The sequence below is a fragment of the Stenotrophomonas sp. INTA L402-1 genome, from assembly GCF_059295135.1.
Genome location: NZ_JCAFWP010000012.1, coordinates 44,397 through 64,217 on the forward strand (window position 1 = coordinate 44,397; position 19,821 = coordinate 64,217).

24 protein-coding genes are annotated in these 19,821 nt (G+C 65.5%); 7 read left to right on the forward strand and 17 right to left on the reverse strand.

Features of this window, described 5'->3' with window-relative positions; genetic code table 11:
- Positions 1–208: 208 nt before the first annotated feature.
- The 8 genes from AC5O77_RS09135 to pyrE all read right to left on the reverse strand — a co-directional run bounded on the left by AC5O77_RS09135 (position 209) and on the right by pyrE (position 9,648).
- Complete coding sequence (locus AC5O77_RS09135; protein ID WP_004153862.1) at positions 209–922, reverse strand: response regulator transcription factor; 714 nt, start codon at positions 920–922, stop codon at positions 209–211.
- Positions 903–3,563: an ATP-binding protein gene (locus tag AC5O77_RS09140; protein WP_478058372.1), complete on the reverse strand. Its 2,661-nt coding sequence runs from the start codon at positions 3,561–3,563 to the stop codon at positions 903–905. The genes AC5O77_RS09135 and AC5O77_RS09140 overlap by 20 nt, the downstream gene beginning before the upstream one ends.
- Before the next feature lie 36 nt (positions 3,564–3,599).
- Positions 3,600–4,250, reverse strand: coding sequence for a potassium-transporting ATPase subunit KdpC (gene kdpC, locus AC5O77_RS09145; protein WP_478058373.1), 651 nt, complete (start codon positions 4,248–4,250; stop codon positions 3,600–3,602).
- Positions 4,247–6,304, reverse strand: coding sequence for a potassium-transporting ATPase subunit KdpB (kdpB, locus tag AC5O77_RS09150; protein WP_478445330.1), 2,058 nt, complete (start codon positions 6,302–6,304; stop codon positions 4,247–4,249). The genes kdpC and kdpB overlap by 4 nt, the downstream gene beginning before the upstream one ends.
- A gap of 10 nt (positions 6,305–6,314) precedes the next feature.
- On the reverse strand, positions 6,315–8,021 hold the full coding sequence (kdpA, locus tag AC5O77_RS09155) for a potassium-transporting ATPase subunit KdpA (RefSeq protein ID WP_494506688.1): 1,707 nt from the start codon (positions 8,019–8,021) through the stop codon (positions 6,315–6,317).
- Between the two features lie 12 nt (positions 8,022–8,033).
- Positions 8,034–8,126, reverse strand: coding sequence for a potassium-transporting ATPase subunit F (locus AC5O77_RS09160; RefSeq protein ID WP_005407770.1), 93 nt, complete (start codon positions 8,124–8,126; stop codon positions 8,034–8,036).
- Between the two features lie 174 nt (positions 8,127–8,300).
- On the reverse strand, positions 8,301–8,969 hold the full coding sequence (locus AC5O77_RS09165; protein WP_125894852.1) for a hypothetical protein: 669 nt from the start codon (positions 8,967–8,969) through the stop codon (positions 8,301–8,303).
- Positions 8,970–8,988: 19 nt separating this feature from the next.
- The gene (gene pyrE, locus AC5O77_RS09170) at positions 8,989–9,648 is read right to left on the reverse strand and encodes an orotate phosphoribosyltransferase (protein ID WP_010486876.1); all 660 of its coding nucleotides are present in this window, start codon (positions 9,646–9,648) and stop codon (positions 8,989–8,991) included.
- A 369-nt stretch (positions 9,649–10,017) separates the two neighbouring features.
- Between pyrE and AC5O77_RS09175 the strand changes: the two genes are divergently transcribed.
- A complete protein-coding gene (locus AC5O77_RS09175) occupies positions 10,018–11,217 on the forward strand; it encodes a tyrosine-type recombinase/integrase (RefSeq protein WP_494506689.1) in 1,200 nt (399 codons plus the stop codon).
- Here the strand turns inward: AC5O77_RS09175 and AC5O77_RS09180 are convergent.
- From AC5O77_RS09180 to AC5O77_RS09220, 9 genes are all read right to left on the reverse strand, one after another.
- Positions 11,144–11,374, reverse strand: coding sequence for a helix-turn-helix transcriptional regulator (locus AC5O77_RS09180; RefSeq protein WP_494506690.1), 231 nt, complete (start codon positions 11,372–11,374; stop codon positions 11,144–11,146). The genes AC5O77_RS09175 and AC5O77_RS09180 overlap by 74 nt on opposite strands.
- A 146-nt stretch (positions 11,375–11,520) precedes the next feature.
- The gene (locus tag AC5O77_RS09185; protein WP_494506691.1) at positions 11,521–12,075 is read right to left on the reverse strand and encodes a hypothetical protein; all 555 of its coding nucleotides are present in this window, start codon (positions 12,073–12,075) and stop codon (positions 11,521–11,523) included.
- 343 nt (positions 12,076–12,418) lie between these two features.
- On the reverse strand, positions 12,419–12,898 hold the full coding sequence (locus AC5O77_RS09190) for a hypothetical protein (RefSeq protein WP_494506692.1): 480 nt from the start codon (positions 12,896–12,898) through the stop codon (positions 12,419–12,421).
- The gene (locus tag AC5O77_RS09195; protein WP_494506693.1) at positions 12,876–13,190 is read right to left on the reverse strand and encodes a hypothetical protein; all 315 of its coding nucleotides are present in this window, start codon (positions 13,188–13,190) and stop codon (positions 12,876–12,878) included. Before AC5O77_RS09195 ends, AC5O77_RS09190 begins: the two co-directional genes overlap by 23 nt.
- Positions 13,187–13,447, reverse strand: a complete 261-nt coding sequence (locus AC5O77_RS09200) for a hypothetical protein (RefSeq protein ID WP_494506694.1) — start codon at positions 13,445–13,447, stop codon at positions 13,187–13,189. Before AC5O77_RS09200 ends, AC5O77_RS09195 begins: the two co-directional genes overlap by 4 nt.
- Positions 13,444–13,695, reverse strand: a complete 252-nt coding sequence (locus tag AC5O77_RS09205; RefSeq protein WP_494506695.1) for a hypothetical protein — start codon at positions 13,693–13,695, stop codon at positions 13,444–13,446. The genes AC5O77_RS09200 and AC5O77_RS09205 overlap by 4 nt, the downstream gene beginning before the upstream one ends.
- Positions 13,688–14,074 carry a hypothetical protein gene (locus tag AC5O77_RS09210; RefSeq protein WP_494506696.1) on the reverse strand — a complete coding sequence of 129 codons (387 nt, stop codon included), beginning with the start codon at positions 14,072–14,074 and terminating at the stop codon, positions 13,688–13,690. Before AC5O77_RS09210 ends, AC5O77_RS09205 begins: the two co-directional genes overlap by 8 nt.
- Before the next feature lie 71 nt (positions 14,075–14,145).
- On the reverse strand, positions 14,146–14,283 hold the full coding sequence (locus AC5O77_RS09215; RefSeq protein WP_494506697.1) for a carbon storage regulator: 138 nt from the start codon (positions 14,281–14,283) through the stop codon (positions 14,146–14,148).
- A 676-nt stretch (positions 14,284–14,959) separates the two neighbouring features.
- Complete coding sequence (locus tag AC5O77_RS09220) at positions 14,960–15,634, reverse strand: LexA family transcriptional regulator (protein WP_494506698.1); 675 nt, start codon at positions 15,632–15,634, stop codon at positions 14,960–14,962.
- A 558-nt stretch (positions 15,635–16,192) separates the two neighbouring features.
- Here AC5O77_RS09220 and AC5O77_RS09225 point away from each other — a divergent pair.
- Genes AC5O77_RS09225 through AC5O77_RS09250 form a run of 6 tightly spaced genes read left to right on the forward strand, consistent with a single transcriptional unit; the run spans position 16,193 to position 19,820 of the window.
- Positions 16,193–16,468, forward strand: a complete 276-nt coding sequence (locus AC5O77_RS09225; RefSeq protein WP_040006583.1) for a hypothetical protein — start codon at positions 16,193–16,195, stop codon at positions 16,466–16,468.
- Entirely contained in the window at positions 16,465–17,253 is a 789-nt protein-coding gene (locus AC5O77_RS09230; protein WP_494506699.1) for a helix-turn-helix domain-containing protein, read from the forward strand. Before AC5O77_RS09225 ends, AC5O77_RS09230 begins: the two co-directional genes overlap by 4 nt.
- On the forward strand, positions 17,253–18,686 hold the full coding sequence (locus tag AC5O77_RS09235; protein WP_494506700.1) for a replicative DNA helicase: 1,434 nt from the start codon (positions 17,253–17,255) through the stop codon (positions 18,684–18,686). The genes AC5O77_RS09230 and AC5O77_RS09235 overlap by 1 nt, the downstream gene beginning before the upstream one ends.
- Positions 18,683–18,901 (forward strand): hypothetical protein, encoded by a 219-nt coding sequence (locus AC5O77_RS09240; protein ID WP_494506701.1) that lies wholly within the window; start codon positions 18,683–18,685, stop codon positions 18,899–18,901. The genes AC5O77_RS09235 and AC5O77_RS09240 overlap by 4 nt, the downstream gene beginning before the upstream one ends.
- Positions 18,898–19,443 (forward strand): hypothetical protein, encoded by a 546-nt coding sequence (locus AC5O77_RS09245; protein ID WP_494506702.1) that lies wholly within the window; start codon positions 18,898–18,900, stop codon positions 19,441–19,443. The genes AC5O77_RS09240 and AC5O77_RS09245 overlap by 4 nt, the downstream gene beginning before the upstream one ends.
- Positions 19,440–19,820 carry a hypothetical protein gene (locus AC5O77_RS09250; RefSeq protein WP_494506703.1) on the forward strand — a complete coding sequence of 127 codons (381 nt, stop codon included), beginning with the start codon at positions 19,440–19,442 and terminating at the stop codon, positions 19,818–19,820. The genes AC5O77_RS09245 and AC5O77_RS09250 overlap by 4 nt, the downstream gene beginning before the upstream one ends.
- Position 19,821: the final 1 nt, after the last annotated feature.

Genomic DNA, 19,821 nt, shown 5'->3' on the forward strand with positions numbered 1-19,821 from the left:
CCAACCCGCCCGAGGCATGCCTCGGGCCCATGCGGCTGACACCCCGCACTCCGACACCGCCCCACCCCTGACAATTTCCGCGATCTGTCGGAACGGCATGGACCGCTGTTGGTAGGTGTCGACCTTGGTCGACACAGTAGATCCACGCCATGCGTGGATGCTCTTCCGGATTCGCTTTGGTGGGTGCCGACCGTTGGTCGGCACGCCTTCACCCCTTGAACCGCAGCCCGACGCCCGGTTCGGTGAACAGGTAGCGCGAATCCAGCGCTGAATCGCCCAGCTTGTGCCGCAACTTGCCGACCAGGATGCGCAGGTAATGGGTGTCGTGCTGGTGGGTCGGGCCCCAGATCTCCTGCAGGATCTGGGGCTGGGTCACCACCCGCCCGGCGTTGCGCAGCAGCAGCGACAGCAGCGCGTACTCCTTGCGGGTCAACGCTACCGGCTCGCCATCCAGCGCCACTTCACGGCGCACCAGGTCCACATGCAGGTGGCCATCGTCGAATACCGGCGGCGTGCCATCACTGGGCACGCTGCGCGTGCGCAGCAGCGCCCGCACCCGCGCCATCAGCTCCTGCGTGCCGAACGGCTTGGTCACGTAGTCATTCGCGCCGGTATCCAGCGCACGCACCTTCTCCGCCTCGCCGGCGCGCACGGTCAGCATGATCACCGGCACCTGGCTCCACTGCCGCAGCTGTTCCAGCACCTCGTGGCCTTCCATGTCCGGCAGGCCGATATCCAGGATCACCAGATCCATGTCCTCGCTGGCGGCCAGTTGCAGGCCTTCCTGGCCGGTGGCGGCCTGCCGTACCTGGTAGCCCTGCGCGCGCAGGCTGATGTCCAGGAACCGGCGGATCTGGGTTTCATCATCGATCACCAGCACGCGCGCGGCCGGCACGCTGGCATCAATCGGGGTCGGGCTCATCGTGGGAGGCTGGCTTGAGCAGGGGCAGGGTGATGCGGATCAGGGTACCGCGACCGTCGCGTCCGGGCAGCGCCTGCACGCTGCCGCCATGTGCGCCGATCATGCCCTGGCAGATGGTCAGGCCCAGGCCGGTGCCATGGCGGCCACGGTCGCCACGTTCGACGCTGTAGAACATGTCGAAGATGCGCGCACGCTCGTCGTCGGGAATGCCGGGGCCGGCATCGATCACGTCGATGCGCAGCTGGCCGTCCAGTTCACGCGCCTGCACCTGCACGGCAGCATCCGGCGGTGAGAACTTGGCCGCGTTTTCCATCACGTTGAACACCGCCTGTTCGACCAGCGCCGGGTGTACCCAGATCGGCGCCAGCGTGGCCGGAATGTCCAGCTCCAGCCGCACCTTCGGCTGGTATCGCTGCAGGCGCCGTGCGGCCGAACCGATCAGTTCGTCCACGCCAATCCAGTCGCGGTTGATCTTCAATCCCTCGTGGCCGAGGCGGGTCATGTCCAGCAGGTTCTGGATGTAGCGGTCCAGCCGTTCGCCCTCGACCAGGATGGTGTCGAGCAGGGCACGGCGATCGGCCGTATCCATTGCCGCACCATAGCTGGCCAGGCTGTCGGCCGAGCCGATCATCGCCGCCAGTGGCGAGCGCAGGTCGTGCGACACCGAAGAGAGCAGCGCCGAGCGCAGTCGCTCGGTCTCGTTGCTGACGTGCGCCTGCTCCAGTTCGGCCACCAGCCGCGTGCGCAGCGCGGCCTGCGCGATGTCATCGACCATTGCTTCGGCCAGCTGCCGTTGCTCGGGCAGCAGGCGCGCCTGTGCGCCGGGCAGGTACAGGCCGGCCACGCCGATCGCGCGGTCCTCACCATCCAGCAACGGCAGGAACCACCACTGCGCACCGGCCAGGGTGTCGGTGAAGCGTCCACTGGGCTGGCCATGACGCAGCGCCCAGTCGGCGGCGGCCAGGTCGGTGTCGCCGGGTTGGCTGCGGCCACCGGTTGCGGTGTCGGCGCCGATCCGCAGCCACGCCGGCACGTCCATGGCCTGTTCCAGTGCATGCCGACCCGCCTGCGCCACCTCGCCGTTGCCGGCGGCACTGGCCAGTTGGCGGCCCAGCTGCTGGCGCGCACGCGCATGGCGATTGGCTGCACGCAGCGCGATCACCTGCATGCGCAGGCGCGAGGCCAGGCGTCCGGCCACCAGCGCGGCGGCCAGGAACAGGAACACAGTGATCACGCCCTGGCGCGCGCCGATGGCGAAGGTGAAGCGGGGTGCGATGAACAGGAAGTTGTAGGCGAGGAAACACAGGATCGCCGCCATCACCGCCACGCTGGCGCGCGTGCGCGCGGCCACCACTACCACCGCCACGATGAACACCATCGACAGGTCGGCCATGCCCACCCAGCGCTCGGCCAGCCACGCTACTGCGCAGGCAAGTGCGGTGGCGATCAGCGCCTGCGCCGGTTCGTAGCTGATGCCGCGCACCGGCGGCAGCAGGCCCTCGCGGCGCGAGCGCGCACGTGCCTGCGGGGTGCTGATGATGGTGATCTCGTAATGTGCGCCGCGCTGGATCAGCTGCTGGGTCAGGGTGCGGTTGAACATCCGCGCCAGCGGACGTTCTCGGGTCCGGCCCAGTACCAGGGTCGACACGCCGTTGTGCGCGGCATGGTCGAGCAGGGCATCGGCGATGCTCGATCCGTGCAGCAGTTCCGCGTCGCCACCCAGGCGCCGTGCCAGTGCGAAGGCAGCATCGATTTCGCGTCGGGTCGCGTCATCCTGGCGACGGCCCTGAACGGTCACCACCGTCCACGGCGCGTCGCGGCGTTCGGCGATGCGACGCGCCACCCGCACCAGGTACTCGCTCTGGCCGCCGCCATCAACGGCCACCAGCACGCCGCGACGCAGCGGCAGGTTGCTCTCGCCACGTGCAGCGCGTGCTTCGCGCAGGCTGCTGTCGACGCGGTCGGCCGCTTCCTGCATCGCCAGTTCGCGCAATGCGGTCAGGTTGGCCGGCGAGAAGAATGCCTGCAGCGCCTGCGTGGCCTGTTCGGGCACATAGACCTTGCCCTGCTGCAGGCGCGCGATCAGTTCGCGTGGCGGCAGGTCGACCAGCACGATGTCATGCAGGCGGTCGAGCACGCCGTCCGGCACGGTCTCGCTCACGCGCACGCCGGTGATGCGCATGACCACATCGTTGAGGCTTTCCAGATGCTGGATGTTGACCGTGGTCCAGACGTCGATGCCGGCATCCAGCAGCTCCATCACGTCCTGCCAGCGCCGCTCATGGCGGCTGCCCGGCGCATTGCGGTGGGCCAGTTCATCCACCAGCACCAGCGCAGGATGCCGTGTGAGCACGGCATCCAGATCCATCTCCTGCAGGATGTGGCCGTGATAGGCCACTGCCTTCAGCGGCAGCTGTGGCAGGCCCTCCAGCAGCGCCTGGGTATCGGCGCGGCCGTGGGTTTCCACCAGGCCCACCACCAGGTCGACACCGCGGCGCAGCTGTTCCTGTGCGCGGGTCAGCATGGTGTAGGTCTTGCCCACGCCCGGCGCCGCACCGAGGAACACGGTCAGCTTGCCGCCGGCTTCGCGTTGCAGGCCTTCGACCAGGGCATCGGCCTGGCGGGTACGCGCATCAGTCATGGGGGCCATTGTGCGCGCAGCCGGTGCAGGCCGGCATCACGGTGCCTTGGCCGCGTGGTCCAGCGCGAAGTTCAGCGTCACCACGTTCACCCGCGGCTGGCCGAACAGGCCCCACTGGCGACCTTCGGTATGCGCCTGCACCAGTGCCTGCACGCGTTCCACCGGCAGGCCACGGGCGCGCGCCACGCGTGCCACCTGCAGCTGCGCCGCGGCCGGCGACAGCTGCGGATCCAGGCCACCTGCGGACTGCGTGACCAGGTCTGCCGGTACCTGCTCCGGGGTGACGCCTTCGCGCGCGGCCACCGCAGCGGTGCTGGCGGCAACACGCTCGGCCAGGGCCGGATTGCTGCGCGCCATGTTGGAACCGGCCGCGGCCATCGGGTCGTAGTTGGCTGCCGACGGACGTGCCTGGAAGTAGCCGTCACCGGTGAACGGCTGCGACAACCATGCCGAGCCGCGTACCTGGCCGTTGCCATCGCGCAGCAGGCTGCCCTCGGCCTGGGTCGGGTAGGCCAGGCCGGCAAAACCGGTGGCGATACCGGCGTAGACCGCACCGGCCAGCAGCAGGGTGGCCAGGCCCAGGCCGATCGCCGGGCGCCAGCTGGCGCCGTCCTGCAGGCTGGCCACGCGGGCCTCGGCCTTCTGTTCGCGCGGAAGGGAAGATGAAGTGGAAGCAGTACGGTTCATGCGCCGAATACCAGGACAAGAAGAAGGTCGATCGCCTTGATCGCTGCGAACGGCAGCAGCACGCCGCCGAGGCCGTACACCAGCATGTTCCGGCGCAGCAGCGCCGTTGCAGTGGCCGGGCGGAAGCGCACGCCACGCAGGGCGAGCGGGATCAGGGCGGGAATCACCAGGGCGTTGAAGATCAGCGCTGCCAGCACCGCATTGCGCGGGCTCGACAGCTGCATCACGTTCAAGGCGGCCATGGTCGGCACGGCCGCGGCGAACAGCGCCGGCAGGATCGCGAAGTACTTGGAGACGTCGTTGGCCAGCGAGAATGTGGTCAGCGCGCCCCGGGTGATCAGCTGCTGCTTGCCTACTTCCACCACCGCCAGCAGCTTGGCCGGGTCCGAATCGAGGTCGACCATGTTGCCGGCCTCCTTCGCCGCCTGCGTACCGGAGTTCATCGCCAGACCGATGTCGGCCTGGGCCAGCGCCGGCGCGTCATTGGTGCCATCGCCGACCATCGCCACCAGGCGGCCACCGGCCTGCTCCTGGCGGATGCGTGCCAGCTTGTCTTCCGGGCGGGCCTCGGCGATGTAGTCGTCGACACCGGCTTCGGCAGCGATCGCGGCGGCGGTCAGCGGGTTGTCGCCGGTGATCATCACCGTGCGGATACCCATCGCCCGCAGCTGCGCGAACTTCTCGCGCATGCCGTGCTTGACCACGTCCGACAGCTCGATCACGCCCAGCACGTGGCGGCCCTCGGCCACCACCAGCGGGGTGGCACCGTTGCGTGCGACCTGCTCGACGCGCCCGGCCAGTTCCGCCGGCACGTTGCCGCCCAGCGCCTGCACGTGGGCACGGATCGCATCGGCGGCACCCTTGCGGATCTGCCGCCCATGTTCCAGGTCCACGCCGGACATGCGGGTCTGCGCACTGAACGCCAGGTACTCGGCGTGGTGCGGTTCGGCGGTAGCGCAGCCCTGTTCGCGCGCCAGGCGCACGATCGACTTGCCTTCCGGGGTCGGGTCGGCCAGCGAGGACAGCAGTGCGGCCTCGCGCAGCTGGCTGGCATCGATGCCGGCCAGCGGATGGAAGTGGCTGGCCTGACGGTCGCCGTAGGTGATGGTGCCGGTCTTGTCCAGCAGCAGCACGTCGACGTCGCCGGCCACCTCCACTGCCTTGCCCGACTTGGCCAGCACGTTGGCGGCCAGCGCACGGTTCATGCCGGCGATGCCGATGGCCGGCAGCAGGCCGCCGATGGTGGTCGGGATCAGGCACACCAGCAGCGCGATCAGCAGCAGCGGATCGACCTGCACGCCTACGGCCGCGCCGATCGCCGGCAGCGTCGCCACCACCACCAGGAAGGTCAGTGTCATCGCCGCCAGCAGCAGGGTCAGCGCGATCTCGTTGGGGGTCTTCTGGCGGTTGGCACCTTCCACCAGCGCGATCATCCGGTCCAGGAAGCTGTGGCCCGGCTCGGCGGTCACCCGCACGATGATCTGGTCGGACAGCACCTTGGTGCCGCCGATCACGCCGGAACGGTCGGTACCGGCCTCGCGCAGCACCGGTGCCGATTCGCCGGTCACCGCCGCTTCGTTGATGGTGGCCAGGCCCTGCACGATCTCGCCATCGGCCGGCACCAGCTCACCGGCACTGACGATCACGTGGTCGCCCGGGCGCAGCTCGGCGGCCGGCACCTGGGTTTCGGCGGCGCCTGGCTGCGGCGCCGCCAGCCGGCGTGCCACCAGGTCCTGGCGGGCACGCCGCAGCGAGGCGGCCTGGCCACGGCCACGCGCTTCCGCTACGGCTTCGGCGAAGTTGCCGAACAGCACGGTCACCAGCAGGATCGCGGTCACCGCCAGGCCGAAGCCCAGCGGCGCGTTGCCGGTCAGGGTGACGATCGCGGCGACGATCGTGCCGGCCATCACCACCGCCATCACGGGGCTGCGCACCAGATGCATCGGCGACAGCTTGAGAACCGCTTCGACCAGCGCACGGCGCAGGCCGGCGCCATCCAGCAGGGCAGGGCGCGCTGCATGGGTACTACGGGTTGAACTTGCTTGGGTACTCATCAGGGTGTCCTTAGTGCAGTCCCAGGCTCAGGTGGTCGGCGATCGGGCCGAGTACCAGCGCCGGCATGAACTGCAGCACGGTCAGGATGACGATCACCGAGACCAGGGTCAGGGCGAAGGTCGGGGTTTCGATCTGCAGGCTGCCGGCAGACTCCGGGGCCTGGCGCTTGGCAGCCAGCTGTGCGGCCACCACCAGCGGAATGATCAGCAGCGGGAAGCGGCCCAGCAGCAGTACCAGCGAGCAGCTCAGGTTCCACCACAGCGTGGCGTCGCCCAGCCCTTCGAAGCCCGAGCCGTTGTTGGCGTAGGCCGAGACGTACTCGTAGAAGACCTGGCTGATGCCATGGAAGCCGGGGTTGGAGGTGCCGGCCAGGCCGGGCACGGCCAGGGTGATCGCCGTGAACACCAGCAGGGTGATCGGCTGCAGCAGCACCAGCAGGGCCAGCAGGCGCACCTGTGGCGTCTCCAGCTTGCGGCCGAACAGTTCCGGCGTGCGCCCGGTCATCAACCCGGCCAGGAACACACCCAGCAGCAGATAGACGATGAACTGCTGCAGGCCACAGCCGATGCCGCCCCAGATCGCGCTGACCAGCATGTTGACCATCGCGATGCCACCGCTCAGCGGCGCCAGCGAATCGTGCATGCCGTTCACCGAGCCATTGGAGACCTGGGTAGTCACCGCCGCCCACAGCGCAGTGCCGTCGGCGCCGAAACGCACTTCCTTGCCTTCCATCAGCAGCGGGGTGGCGGCGCTGGCGCTATGGCCCTCGCTCCACATCATCGCGCCGGTGGACAGCAGCGACATGCCCAGCATGCAGCTGAACACCAGGGCGCCTAAGCGACGCCGGCCGGTGAACGCACCGATCATGAAGATCACCGCCATCGGCACCAGCAGGATGCCGACGATTTCCAGCGCGTTCGACAGCGGGGTCGGGTTCTCCAGCGGGAAGCTGCTGTTCGGGCCGTACCAGCCGCCGCCGTTGGCGCCCAGCTGCTTGGCTGCGACCATCGCCGCCACCGGGCCCAGCGGCAGCTTCTGTTCGGCCATGCCGGCGCTGGCGTCGATCGGCGTGGCCTGCGGCCCACCGGTCATCGTCGACGGCACGCCCTGGCTGGTCAGCAGCAGGGTCCACACCAGGCATAGCGGCAGCAGGAAGCGCACGCACAGGCGCACCACGTCCACGTAGTAGTTGCCCACCGCCACCTGGCGGTCATCGCCGGTACCCGTCGTCGCCGCCTGCGGCGCACGCGAGAACAACGCGCGCAGCGTCGCCACTGCCAGCGCCAGGCCCATCATCGGCGTCACCACCTGCAGGCCGGTGATGCCGGTCATCTGCGAGAGGTAGGACAGCTGCGCCTGGCCCGAATAGTGCTGCTGGTTGGTGTTGGTCAGGAACGAGATCATCGTGTGCAGCGCGGTGTCCCAGCGCATGTTCGGGATCTGGTCCGGATTCAGTGGCAGCCAGGCCTGGGTCATGAACACCGCCTGGGTCAGTACCGCGACCACCACGTTGCTCAGGACGAAGGCCAGCACGTAGCCGCGCCAGGACATCGAGCGCGACGGATCGACCCCGAACACCCTGTACAGCGGCTTCTCGATCCAGTGGAACAGCACGTCGACCTTCATCGGCGTGCCACGCATCACGCGGGCCAGGTACAGGCCCAGCGGCCACGCCAGCAGCAGGCTGGCGGCAATAATCACAAGCATCTCAGTCATGGCCGGCTCTGCTCAGAACGACTCGGGCCGCAGCACGACATAAAGAAGATAGGCGGCGGCGACCAGCACCAGCACGCCACACAACAACGACAGCCAGGGGGACATTGCAATAGCGTCCTGGTGGAACCCCTCCACCTCAGGCCGTCATCGTCGTCCTGCCCCCCATAAACGCACTACGCGCCGGACCGGGCCGACGCGTAAAGAGTGCATAAATTCCGTGGTCCAATCCGTAACCAGGCCCTGGGTAGCGCCGGGCCATGCCCGGCGACGGGAGCGTGGTCAGCCCGCCGGAGCCTGGCTCGCCGGCACCAGCCCCTTCAGCTCGCGATAGCGCTGCAGGGTGCTGTCGATCTCGGCCTTCAACGCCTGCTGCTGCTGCAGGAACCCGGCCTGCAGGCGTTGCTGCGACTGCAGCTGCACGTGCCGCTGGCGGATCGCCTCGGCCTGCTTGTCGGCCACCTTGCCACCGGCCAGTTCGCGGTCACCTGCGGCCGCCAGCAGCGCCACCAGCGACTCACGCAGGCTGGTGACGTTGTACTCGGCGGTCTTCAGGTTGTTGTCCAGCACTTCCTGGCGCTCGGCGAACACCCGGCGCAGGTCGTCCTCGCTGCCATAGGTGGTCAGCATCGCCTGCTCGGTGCGCTGGCGGGTCTGCGCGGCCATCAGGTCCAGCTGCTGCTGCGCCGCCTCCGTGCTGGCGGCGGCGCGCTCTTCGTCGGTCAACGCGCGCTGGACCTGCGCATTGCGCAGGCCGCTCTTCGCGTTGAACTCCTCGCGGGCATGGTTGACCGCGTCGGCCGGCAGCGAATCACTGCAGATCCGCTCCTTGCCCTCGTTCCAGCAGTACAGCTTCTTTTCCGTCTTGCCGCTGTCGCGCGACTGCGCCAGTACGGTGAACGGCACGGCCAGCAGCAGGCCGGCAAAGAGCACAGCAGGAACTCGGGACATGACCTTTCCCCTGGGTCGGTCAGCGGATCGAACGGACGCCGTACTGGGCCCGGTAGGCTTCCAGCGGCTGCCGGTAACCCACAAGTTCCGGGTTGCCGGAGGCGAAATCAAGCAGATCGGCCAGCGATGCCACGGCGATCACCGGAATGCCGGCTTCCTCGGCCACCGACTGCGCCGCCGAACGGCGATCGGTTTCCGAAGCGATCTCCTGGCGGTCCAGCGCCACCACGATGCCGGCCGGGGTGCCACCGGCGGCGCGGATGATGCCCAGCGCTTCACGGATCGCGGTGCCAGCGGTGATCACGTCGTCGACGATCAGCACGCGCTTGCCATTCATGTCGGCGCCGATCAGCTGGCCGCCTTCGCCATGGTCCTTGGCTTCCTTGCGGTTGAACGACAGCGGCAGGTCACGACCACGCTGGGCCAGTTCGCAGGCCATCGCGGTGGCCAGCGGAATGCCCTTGTAGGCCGGGCCGAACACCACGTCGTACTTGATCCCGGTGGCATCGATGGCATCGGCGTAGCAGGCGCCGAGCTGCGACAGCAGCGAACCGGAGTCGAAACGACCGGCGTTGAAGAAATAGGGGCTCAGCCGGCCGGACTTGAGGGTGAACTGGCCGAAGCGCAGGGCGTCGGCGGTCAGGGCCAGCTGCAGGAAACGGTGGCGGTGGTCGCTCATCAAAACTCGATTCATCTTCATTTGGAGCACAAATCCTAATCCAGCTGGGCGTTTCGCGCTCGTCCGGGGCCCTGTGAAGGGTGTCGCGGCCCGGCCTGGCGGACTGCGCAGCCCCGCGGGCAACCGGTATGCTTGCCCGGTTTCCCGCCGCAGGTCCCCCGCATGCGCATCATCAGTTTGAATGTGGTCGTGGCAATCACTAGAAATCACGAGCTGTCAAAAACTTGCTGAAAGTGGCTTGTTTTAGGGCATTCAGGTCGATTTCTGTATTCAGCAAGAATCACGAGCCGTCATAAGAGCGCACGAAATTGTTGGTACGGATGTTGGTATCATCTGCCCCACAATGCGTACAGGGACGGACGACGTTCGATGCCTCTTACAGACTTCAAAGTTCGCGGCGCCAAGCCCGCAGAGAAGCCCTATCGATTGAGCGATGGTGGTGGGCTCTTTCTCGAGATCAGGCCCAACGGATCGAAGCTTTGGCGCTATGCCTATCGCTTGGATTCCAAGCAGAAGTTGCTGGCCATTGGAAGCCTGCAGGATGTGAGCTTGGCAGATGCGCGCGCTGCCATGCGCCTGGCCAAGTCCCAGGTAAAGCTTGGGCAGGATCCGGTGCTGCAGCGGAAGATTGCCAAGGCGAGGAGCGAGGAAAGCGCTCTCAACACGGTGGCTGAAAATGCGGAGGACTGGTTCACCAGTGCAGAGAAGGGCTGGTCGGCCTCACACCGCGACCGGGCAAGGCGCTACCTAGACCAGCGGATCCTGCCAGACATTGGGAAGTGGCCGATCCGCGAGGTGACGCCTGCTGATGTGCTGAAGCTGCTGCGCAAAGCCGAGAAGGCCGGTCCCCACGTGGCCATCGTCACCCGACAGACGCTGTCGTCCGTGTTCGAGCATGCGATCGTCAACCTGCGCGCCGACGCAGATCCGACACACCCCGTACGCCGCGCGATCAAGAAGCCACCCGTGATGCACGCTGTGGCGCACTCCGCCGCGACAATGGGCAAGCTGCTGGCTGGCCTGGACACATACCCCGGGAACCGCGTGACGGCCATTGCGATCGAGTTGCTGGCGCTCACGTTCGTGCGCACCAAGGAGCTGCGGACCGCCAAGTGGGCGAACATTGACTGGGAAGCTGAGTCGCCGCTGTTGAAGATCGATGCCGGCGAGATGAAGAAGCGCCGCAAGCATTGGGTCCCTCTGGCCCCGCGCGCTGTCGCGCTCCTCCGTGAACTGCAAGAGATCACCGGCGCCGGCACCTATCTGTTCCCCAATCAGCGGGATCCGAAGAAGCCCATGTCACGCGAGGCGGTGAACATGGGCCTGAAGTACCTCGGTATGGATGAGATCTCTGGCCACGACTTCCGCGCGACCGCGTCGACCTGGTTGCACGAGGCCGGCTACCCGTCGGCCGTGGTGGACATGCAGCTTGCACATGCCAAGACCAACAAGACCGGCGCGGCCTACAACCACGCCGAGTTCCTGCCCGATCGGATCAAGATGATGGACCGATGGGCTGATCACCTGACGAAGCTGAAGCAGCGCCAGTCCCGGCTATCCAAGCCCTGATCACCGACTCCGGCCAACCTATGGCACGCGGCCCGAGTCGTTTGCAGGCGGGGAAGGTGCCATTGCGCATGCCGCGGCGGATCGAGGATTCGGACAGAGCAGTGATCTTTACCACTGCGGGCATTTTGAGGATGGGGTCGATCGTATCAGCGGCCATGTGGGCCTCCTTCCTTCGGTAGCCGGCCGTTGTTCCAACGGCCGTTTTCGTTATAGCGAATGTGCTGGTAGCGGCCGGTTAGCCGGTGGCGGCGCTCTGTCGGCCAGCTGAGCCAGTTGCGCGCCGTGATGCGCCAGATAAGGCGGTCAATCCAAGCCATTGGTCCAGCCCTCCACCTTCTTCCAGCGCGGATTGGTCAGGCCGTCGTGGTAGTCCCGTAGGTCGAGCATTCCCATCCCGGTGTCCACCGCGCGGAGCTGACCGGTGAGGCGGTCGGCCACCACCAGCACGCGCTCGATGGCGCCGTCCGTTTCCTCGCAGGTGAGCCTGTACCAGCCCGGTTCCGTCGGTGCCTGCTGCCTCCACGGCTGCGGAGACGAGAGGGCAAGCGGCGGTGCTGAAGCCGGTTGGGCGCCGGGCAGGGCCGGCAGCAGACCGTGGCGCGTGCCGACGATCTCGAACCCGGCATCGAAGCCGGGGCCAGCTTCAACGTCCACGATGGCGCCCTCCTGCTTGAGCAGCAGCTTCTCCAGCGCCTTGACTGCGGCTCGCACGTACTTGGGCACCGCTTCGGCCCGCTTGTAGCTGTCCACCAAGCGCGCCTTTGCCTCGGCGCTGGGCTCCGGCATCGGCCCGAGACTTCTGAGCGTTTCCACCATCTCCTGCGGCGTCTGGCCGACTTCGCCACGAACCCACGCCAACAGTCTGCGGAGGTGGTTGGCCTGGGCTTGGGTTAAGTTCGGCTTGAGTGGTTTGGCTGATCGCCCCCTCGCACGATTACCGGTCACACCCATGGCTCACCCCTTACGGCAAGCGCAGGGCGCGAAATTCTCGCCCACCGAGTGACCTCACCAGCGATCCCGTAGACCTCCCATTGCTCGTCGCTGCCAGTCCAGAAGGTGCCTATGCCGAACCCCTGCCAGCCTTCCTCCGACCCAACTCTCTTCGCGTGCGCGCTTCCAGCTGCCATTACTACGTGCACGACCACCGTCTCTTCGTCGTCGGGTAGGCCATCCGCAACTTCGACCCAATCCAAGCCGTCCATCAGGCCACCTCCCGGCGTTCTTCTAGCGTTTCAGCCCAGCCTGGGAAGAAGCTCAGCCCGCGTGCCTCTCGGATCCCTTCGTCGCAGTCCCAGCCGTCATAGCTGCCAAACGTCTCCGTGTAGGGCCGGCGCTTGAACCAACACCAGCGGCCATCGCTGTCCATCGCCCGGTAGTTGTAGCCGTTCGGGGCCTCGGCCCAACTGGGCGCCGGTGGGTTCGGGACATTGGTGCCGATGCCGTGCGCGCGCTCTGCCGCACGGATCGCCCAGGTGCCGTAGACCTCCGGCGTCCAGCCATCCTGCATGATCGGCAGCAGATCGGTCACGGTGGTAGCCGGCAGCGGCGCGCGCTGCAGTACAGCGATGGTCTGGGCCGCCCGTTCGAGCAGCTCGGCGCTGATCCGGTCGGTGGTCGTGCCACCAGGCAGGCGGAGTGTGGCAGCGGCGGACCGCAGTTCAGTGATCAGCTGCAGCGTCATTACGCACCTCCTTCGCGTGGCTGGCGTACTCGATCCAGAGCAGGGCGTCGGCCAGTTCTTCGATGCTCGAGGCAAACGACTCGCCAGGCATTGCGAGCCGGACATCATCCGGCCAAGTCTGGCCGTTGCCATCGCAAGCGCTCTCCGCCTCTTTGGCCTTCTGGACTTGCACCAGCGCGTGGAGTCCGAACGTGATCGCCCGGCGAATACAGCGCACACCCTTGGCGTCAATCAGGAAGTCTGGCTCCTGCTCCGCGTGAGTCATATCCAGTAGATCATCGAACATGCTCATGCTTCGGCTCCAGCGGCCCGATACAGGCCGGTCACAATGTCGAGTAGGAAATCCATCGTCACGACGGTGTCGTAGCCGAAGGAAACGTCCTTCCCATCGGCCTGCCGCATGCCCTGCCAGAGCAGTTCCTGCACGTGGTCGGTGAGCAGCCTTGCCTTGCTCAATGCCAGGTCGAGGTCACAGCCAGCGGCCACTACGAGCGGCGAGTTTGGAATTGCCACATCAGTAGTCTTCGGTGCTTCCACCGCGCCGCTCATCGGGCACCTCCCGCGTATCGCAGTGCTTTGTGCATTTCGAGGAGGTCAGCGAGAACGAACATGTCGTCGTCAGTGATCCTGTCGCTTTCCAGGTTGCTCAGTTGGCGCTGGACGTAGTCGAAGTAGATGCTGGCCTTCAGCTCGGAGTGAGCGGTGTCGATCCCGGCGCAGACCTTGAACAGCGGTGCATTGTTTTGCACCGGAATCACGCTGAACGCTTCTTCCTTGGTCACGGTCGTCTCAGACACGGCCGGCCTCCTTCTTCAGGGGGTGGACGCACACGCCTTTTTGGTTCTCCCGGACGTAGTCGAGCAAGGCTTCGGTTTCGTCCAGCAGGCTCTCAATTGCCAGCATCAGCCCATCCACGATGTGTTCACTCAGCTTGTCGTGAAGAACCGGCTCGTCCTCCGGGCAGGTGTCCCGGGCATCCTGACTTGCCGTGAAGTCGCGGCGCAGGACCGACAGGATTGCGACAGATGCCTTGGTGTTACGGTCGACCCTCACGAGCCTATTGGTCAGGAAATCGGAGAGCGGGTTGTCGCGCCACATGGAGGTGAGGTAGTGCTCACCGTCTGCGAGGCGTGGGGCTTCGGCAGGCGCTGCCGGGGGTACACTGTTCTTCGCCATGTTTGCTTCCTTGATCTGGTCGATTGCGGGGCGGCGTGGCTGACGGCTCGGGCGTTGACGCGCTCGGGCCGTCACTGTTTTGGTGCGGTGATTTCCAGATGGCGAGGCGCCTGGATGCCGATACGGGTTTTCCCGTCGCGCGCTGCGAGAACCACAAGGTGGATGCTGTCGCCGATGTGGATTTCACCTTCCTCGTATTGCTTGATCACGCGGCAACCCGGGATAGGGCGATCGCTGCTATGAATCTCTGTCAGGGATTTCCTACTCACTTTTCAGGTTTCCTTGGTTCTGGTTGACGTGAGAAACTGCAAAAGTCGGGCGAGATGCGTCACTCGCTGCAGTGACACAAAAAATGGCGTTGGGATGGTTCGCTGCGACAATCTCTGCGATTCGCAGGGGTACGACGATCAAGGCAGTGAGGGCGACAATCACCCAACCGACCCGGATCAGCGTAGAGCGATTCCGGTTCGATCCGTGGCCGTAACTGGCGTGAATGCAGCGGCAGTTGGACTTCATGCCGGCACCCTCGAGCCCGTTCCAAGGCGATAGCCGAATCCACCTCGCAAGCACCGGAGACGATGCTCAACCGGGAGTTGCAGGGGATCGATTTCAGGGAATGCGACCAGGACAGTCGCCTGGTCGGCATGATCTAGAAGGCTGAAACCTCGGTTCGGAAGGCGGCTCTCATAGCGCTTCCGAAGGGTGTTCAGTTGGCGCACCAGCCTGTGCTTATGGCGCCAGGCGTCCCTTGTTGCGTGCATCTCTGTGGCTCCCATCAACCGCGGGTTGCGGCGACAGGGCTAGATTAGGCATTGCTAATCGTGGATGCAATAGGGGTTGCTAATTTACTTTGACTAATTTTCTAACTGCGTTCAGGAATCCACATTAGGCGATCTGACGCGCGCTGTACTGGACCACCGCCTTGCCAGCGATGAACAAGTCATCTGGCGCCACGTAGGGCGGGAAGAGCGGGTTGGCGCTAACGATGTAAACGCCGTCGGACCGGCGCTGCAGCCCCTTGATCTGAGTCTCGCCGCCGATGTTGATCACGTAGATGGCATCGCCGTCGAAGTAGTCGACGGCGGTGTCGACCATTACCACGTCGCCGTTGTTGATGATCGGCGCCATCGACGGGCCTCGGCCAGTGATGAGCTTGAGCCGGCCTGGCTTCGGCAGATAGCCCAGGCGTTGCCGGATATCCCACTCGGCGTAATCCATGCTCCGAATCACTTCCGGGAATTCCTCATTCACGACTCCTGCGCCCATGCCTGCTGCTCCATCAAGTAGCTCGAGGCGAAGGTATCCGGGTGGTGTCTCACGGACGGAGAGCGGCGGCGCATCGGGAGCGTCGTCGATAGACCCTTCGCCCGTGGCAAGCCACAGGGCTGGAACCCCAAGGACGCGCGCAGCCTTCACCAAGGCATCCCCCCTGATCGACTGCGATTTCCCGCTCAGCCAGCCGCTCACACTTGGGGCGGAAACCCCAACGGCCTTAGCCAGTTCAAGTTGAGAGACGCCTGCGCGCGCCAGCGCGGTGCGAAGCCGGGTTGAGAGATCCATGGTTAGGTTCTGTGAATAGGATTAGGCAATGTTACGCACGAAGTCGTTGTAAAGTAAATTAGGAACTGCTAATTTCTTGGCCCATGACTACGACTTCCACCGTTTCTGCGATCAACGACCCCGTTCAGGCGTCGATGCTGATCGATTCCCTTGGGGGCACGAAGCGAGTCGCTGCCCTCTGCTCCGTGCGCGCCCCTTCCATTAGCCAGTGGCGCCGCCGAGGCATTCCCCGGCCGTGGGCGCTGTACTTCCAGGCGAGGTATCCGGACAGGTTCGACGCTGATGGCAATGTCATTTGCCGAGCCGAACTGCCGAAGGCCGACTAGAGCCACCCTGCTGAGGTCGAAGGAACGGCCCGGGCGCAGTGAAGGAAAGCGTTCATCCCAAGCGCGGTAGTGGCCGCTCGGGTGTCTGGCGCGAGAACCCAACGTCCAGATACGACGAAGCCCCCGCTGTCGGGCAGACAGTTGCGGAGGCTTCGTTCAGAGCGAGGCCACTATGCCACACGACACTGATCGGGGAAACCCGAACTCCGGCCCGCGCCACATCAGCGCGGTCATGAACGATGCCCTCAAGATGATCAAGGAGCGCCAGGCAAGGCCATTGGTCCGCCTGCAGGAGCGCCTCCCCGATGGACGCATCGCAGTCGAGATCTACGACCGCAGCCGGCCGGGCGACGAGCCTACCTACGATTTCTACTGCTCCGGCCCGCAGCAGGCGCTGGAGTGGATCCAGCAAATGTCCAGCAAGCGATGGATCACCGCTGAGCACCTCGGCGCTTTCGCGACGCTGATGCTCACGGCGTTCCCTGAAGTTTCCGGGGCGTCGGCATGAGCTTCGAGGCGATGGCCTGGGCAGTGAAATGGAAGCTGCCCGCTCAGCAGAAGCTGGTGCTGATTATGCTCGCGAATCGAACGAACGCGGATACAGGTCGCTGCGATCCGGCACACAAGAAGCTGGCCACCGACTGCGGCATGAGTGCGGACAGCATCAAGCGGGCTATCTCGGCACTAGAAGCCGCAGGCTTGCTCGGTGTAGTTCGGCGCACGCACGAGGGAGTGAATCTTCCAAACCAGTACGACCTGTATTTGGAGCGAGTGGGAATTGGAAAGGCTGGAGAGTGGGTGCCGGAAGTGCGGGGGGTGGGGGCTGACTGCTTCGAGGGGTCGGGGCACACAGCACCGAGGGTGGGGGCTGACAGCACTACAAACCAGGAATCAAACCAGGAAGGGGAAACAGGTTCGTCACCTGCCGGTGACGAAGACGCCATTGATGAAGCGGATGAGCAGGCAGATCTGCTAGGCGGCAAGGCCGCTGTTGGCTGCCCCCATGAAGCAATCATTGCGGCTTACCACAAGGAGTTGCCGAACTGTCCTGTCGTCCATGGCTGGAGTGACGCTCGCCAGAAGCATCTGCGCGCGCGCTGGAAGGCTGACCCGTCGCGCCAGACGCTCGAGTGGTGGCGTGGTCTGTTCAAGTGGATGCGGGACAGCGACTACCTCATGGGCAAGGTGAACAGCTTCCAGGTGTCATTGCCGTGGTTGATAAAGTCCGAGGAGAACCTGCTGAAGGTCGTCGAAGGCACTTACCACAACAACCGCAATGGGGGGCAAGGCTGATGCGCTTTGACCCCAATCTGCCGCCGCATAGCGTTGAGGCGGAGCAGGCTGTCCTGGGAGGCTTGATGCTGGCGCCGGAAGCCTGGCCGCTCGTGTCGGACACACTTTCCGCCGAGGACTTCTACCGTCACGATCACCAGCTGATCTTCGAGTCGATCCGCACGCTGGCGGAGAAGCAGCGCCCGTTCGACGCGGTCACCATCGGCGAGTGGTTTGAATCGCGCGGGAAGCTAGAGCTGGTGGGCGATGGCACGTACATAACGGAGCTGGCCAGCACGACGCCGTCGGCTGCAAACGTGGCTGCGTACGCCGAAATTGTGGTGCAGTACGCCGGGCGCCGCCGGTTGGCTGACGTCGGTCGCAAGGCGGTGGAGTCTGCTTGGCAGCAGGATGGCCGCGAATTCCCCGAGCTCCTGGCGGAGCTGACGCAGGACATTGCCGGCCTGCAGCCGGCCCAGCGCGGAGGGCTTCGGCTTGCAGGGGAGACCATGTACGGGTGGTACAAGCGTTGGGAGGACCGATATCACTCCGGTGGTGGCCTGACCGGGCTGGAAACCCCGTGGGCCGAATTCAACCGCGTAACGCACGGCCTTCAGCCGTCCACCGCCTACCTAGTCGCTGGCCGGCCGAGTATGGGCAAGAGCATCGCGGCGCTGAACGTAGCCGTCTACTGCGCGCTCAATGGGATAACTGTCGGGTTGTTCAGCCTCGAGATGAGCATCGACGACTGCCATGATCGAAACGTCGCGTCGGTTGGCCACATTCCTCACGAGTGGGTTGCCAGGCCAAGGCATTCCGGCGAGGACAGCGAGATCTACCAAAGCCGCATGACGCCGACCATCCGCGACCTTAAATCCGCGCCTTTGTACATCGATGACACCGCCTCCCTGAACGTGCGGCAGTTCGAGGCCCGCGCCCGGCGCATGCACCAGCGCAAGCCGCTGCAGCTACTGGTGATTGACCACATTCACGACTTCGACGTGGATCCGCGCATGGCCCGCTTCGAGTACGGGCGCATCCTACAGAAGGGCAAGGACCTAGCGAAGGAGTGGAAGATTCCGCTGGTGGCATTGGCTCAGCTGAATCGGAGCGTCACTGGGCGCACTGACAGACGCCCGACCCTTTCCGACCTGCGCGAGTCTGGAGAGCTCGAGCAAAAGGCCGACGTTGTCGTGCTGCTGCATCGCGAGGACTACTACGACACGCCCGAGCAGAAGACCCATCTGCAGGGCGTAGTGGAGATGCACTTTGCGAAGGGGCGCAATATCCGCGCCGGCGAGAGGATCAGCCTACAGAATCGCTTCGACCAGATGCGCATCGACAACTGGGACGGGCCGCTGCCGCGAAAGCCGGAGGCTGCAAACGATGACCAGCCGTCGCGCCGGACGAGCTATGGCCCGGGCCGCAGATCCTACGGGGGGATTGGTCGATGACCTTCATCCCGACAGGTTCCCAGGCGCTCAAGCATTTCGCCGACACCCTCGACCAGCAGGCGGAGAGATTGGACCGCCTCCTTTGGCGCGATCGCGGTCAGCGCTCAACCACTGCCGAGGCATACCGAACGTCGGCATCGCTTGCCCGGCAGCAGGCATCGCGGCTGGAGCAGATAGAGGCGCTGGCAGCTGCGCGTGCTGGGGGGCGGAAATGACCCTCTCGCTGAAGGAGCAGTTGAAGCACTGGGGCCATTACCAAGAGCATCGGTTCTGCGCTCCGCTTGCCCCGGAGGAGGCGTCAAGCAGGGACGAACACCCGCTTGCGCGCGCTCAGCAGTTCGCCCAGGGCACGAAGCGAGAGCGTCCGCCGTTGCTGCGTGACGGCCACGCCCGCCGAATGTTGCTGGGGGCCGGAGCTGGACGGGTTAATCGCAACGGGGCCGTGCTGCCCGTCGCGCCATGGGCGGTTGATCCGATCCCATGCGCTGAGACCCGCACCATGGTCTCCCGATCAGTCACCGCCGCCGTGATGGTCGGTTCGCCGGATGAGTACCGGTGGATCGACCGCGCGCTGTCCGACCTGTACCGGCAGAACATGGTGCGCGCGCTGGTGGTGCTGGAGGAGTTCACCGGGCGGGGTAGCCAGGCGCAGCGAGCGTCCGCCGTCGCCAAGAAGCTCGGGGCCGCGTTCACGAAGTGGCAGTACCGAAAGGAGCTGGACAAGGGCATGGCGTTCATGGAGGCGCGGCGCGCATGAGAAATCTGACATTGGCACAGGCCGCTCGCGATGCGGTGTATCTGTGCGTAGCCTGCGGCGCCGACGGGATCGTTCGAATTAGCGTCACCCGAAACCCCGAGGGCAGCATCCGCCGCCGGCCCAACCTGGTTGCGGCCCAATGGGGTTGGGTGGGTAGCGAATCGAGAGCAAATCTGCTCGTGCGCCGGCTCCGCCGCCAGTGGAGTGAACGCTACGTTCTCGGAGAGGGCTACCGCTTCGACTACGCCTTCGAGGGTTCTGCGTTCCGGGACGGGCTCAACCAAGCATTCCTCGACGTGGCTCGCGGTCCCGCCCGATGGGAGAAGCTCGGGCCGGTCGCGCTTCGGGTACTGCGGGCAACCGCTGCTGCTCGCTGAC

Coding starts and splice junctions, on each gene's coding strand:
- kdpB (WP_478445330.1), bottom strand. CDS start 6,304: ATGAGTACCCAAGCAAGTTCAACCCGTAGTACCCATGCAGCGCGCCCT.
- AC5O77_RS09230 (WP_494506699.1), top strand. CDS start 16,465: ATGAGCTTCGAGGCGATGGCCTGGGCAGTGAAATGGAAGCTGCCCGCT.
- AC5O77_RS09140 (WP_478058372.1), bottom strand. CDS start 3,563: ATGACTGATGCGCGTACCCGCCAGGCCGATGCCCTGGTCGAAGGCCTG.
- AC5O77_RS09180 (WP_494506690.1), bottom strand. CDS start 11,374: ATGGCCGCTGATACGATCGACCCCATCCTCAAAATGCCCGCAGTGGTA.
- AC5O77_RS09240 (WP_494506701.1), top strand. CDS start 18,683: ATGACCTTCATCCCGACAGGTTCCCAGGCGCTCAAGCATTTCGCCGAC.
- AC5O77_RS09220 (WP_494506698.1), bottom strand. CDS start 15,634: ATGGATCTCTCAACCCGGCTTCGCACCGCGCTGGCGCGCGCAGGCGTC.
- AC5O77_RS09210 (WP_494506696.1), bottom strand. CDS start 14,074: ATGGCGAAGAACAGTGTACCCCCGGCAGCGCCTGCCGAAGCCCCACGC.
- AC5O77_RS09165 (WP_125894852.1), bottom strand. CDS start 8,969: ATGTCCCGAGTTCCTGCTGTGCTCTTTGCCGGCCTGCTGCTGGCCGTG.
- AC5O77_RS09135 (WP_004153862.1), bottom strand. CDS start 922: ATGAGCCCGACCCCGATTGATGCCAGCGTGCCGGCCGCGCGCGTGCTG.
- AC5O77_RS09160 (WP_005407770.1), bottom strand. CDS start 8,126: ATGTCCCCCTGGCTGTCGTTGTTGTGTGGCGTGCTGGTGCTGGTCGCC.
- AC5O77_RS09245 (WP_494506702.1), top strand. CDS start 18,898: ATGACCCTCTCGCTGAAGGAGCAGTTGAAGCACTGGGGCCATTACCAA.
- AC5O77_RS09175 (WP_494506689.1), top strand. CDS start 10,018: ATGCCTCTTACAGACTTCAAAGTTCGCGGCGCCAAGCCCGCAGAGAAG.
- kdpC (WP_478058373.1), bottom strand. CDS start 4,250: ATGAACCGTACTGCTTCCACTTCATCTTCCCTTCCGCGCGAACAGAAG.
- pyrE (WP_010486876.1), bottom strand. CDS start 9,648: ATGAGCGACCACCGCCACCGTTTCCTGCAGCTGGCCCTGACCGCCGAC.
- AC5O77_RS09225 (WP_040006583.1), top strand. CDS start 16,193: ATGAACGATGCCCTCAAGATGATCAAGGAGCGCCAGGCAAGGCCATTG.
- AC5O77_RS09190 (WP_494506692.1), bottom strand. CDS start 12,898: ATGACGCTGCAGCTGATCACTGAACTGCGGTCCGCCGCTGCCACACTC.
- kdpA (WP_494506688.1), bottom strand. CDS start 8,021: ATGACTGAGATGCTTGTGATTATTGCCGCCAGCCTGCTGCTGGCGTGG.
- AC5O77_RS09235 (WP_494506700.1), top strand. CDS start 17,253: ATGCGCTTTGACCCCAATCTGCCGCCGCATAGCGTTGAGGCGGAGCAG.
- AC5O77_RS09250 (WP_494506703.1), top strand. CDS start 19,440: ATGAGAAATCTGACATTGGCACAGGCCGCTCGCGATGCGGTGTATCTG.
- AC5O77_RS09200 (WP_494506694.1), bottom strand. CDS start 13,447: ATGAGCGGCGCGGTGGAAGCACCGAAGACTACTGATGTGGCAATTCCA.
- AC5O77_RS09195 (WP_494506693.1), bottom strand. CDS start 13,190: ATGAGCATGTTCGATGATCTACTGGATATGACTCACGCGGAGCAGGAG.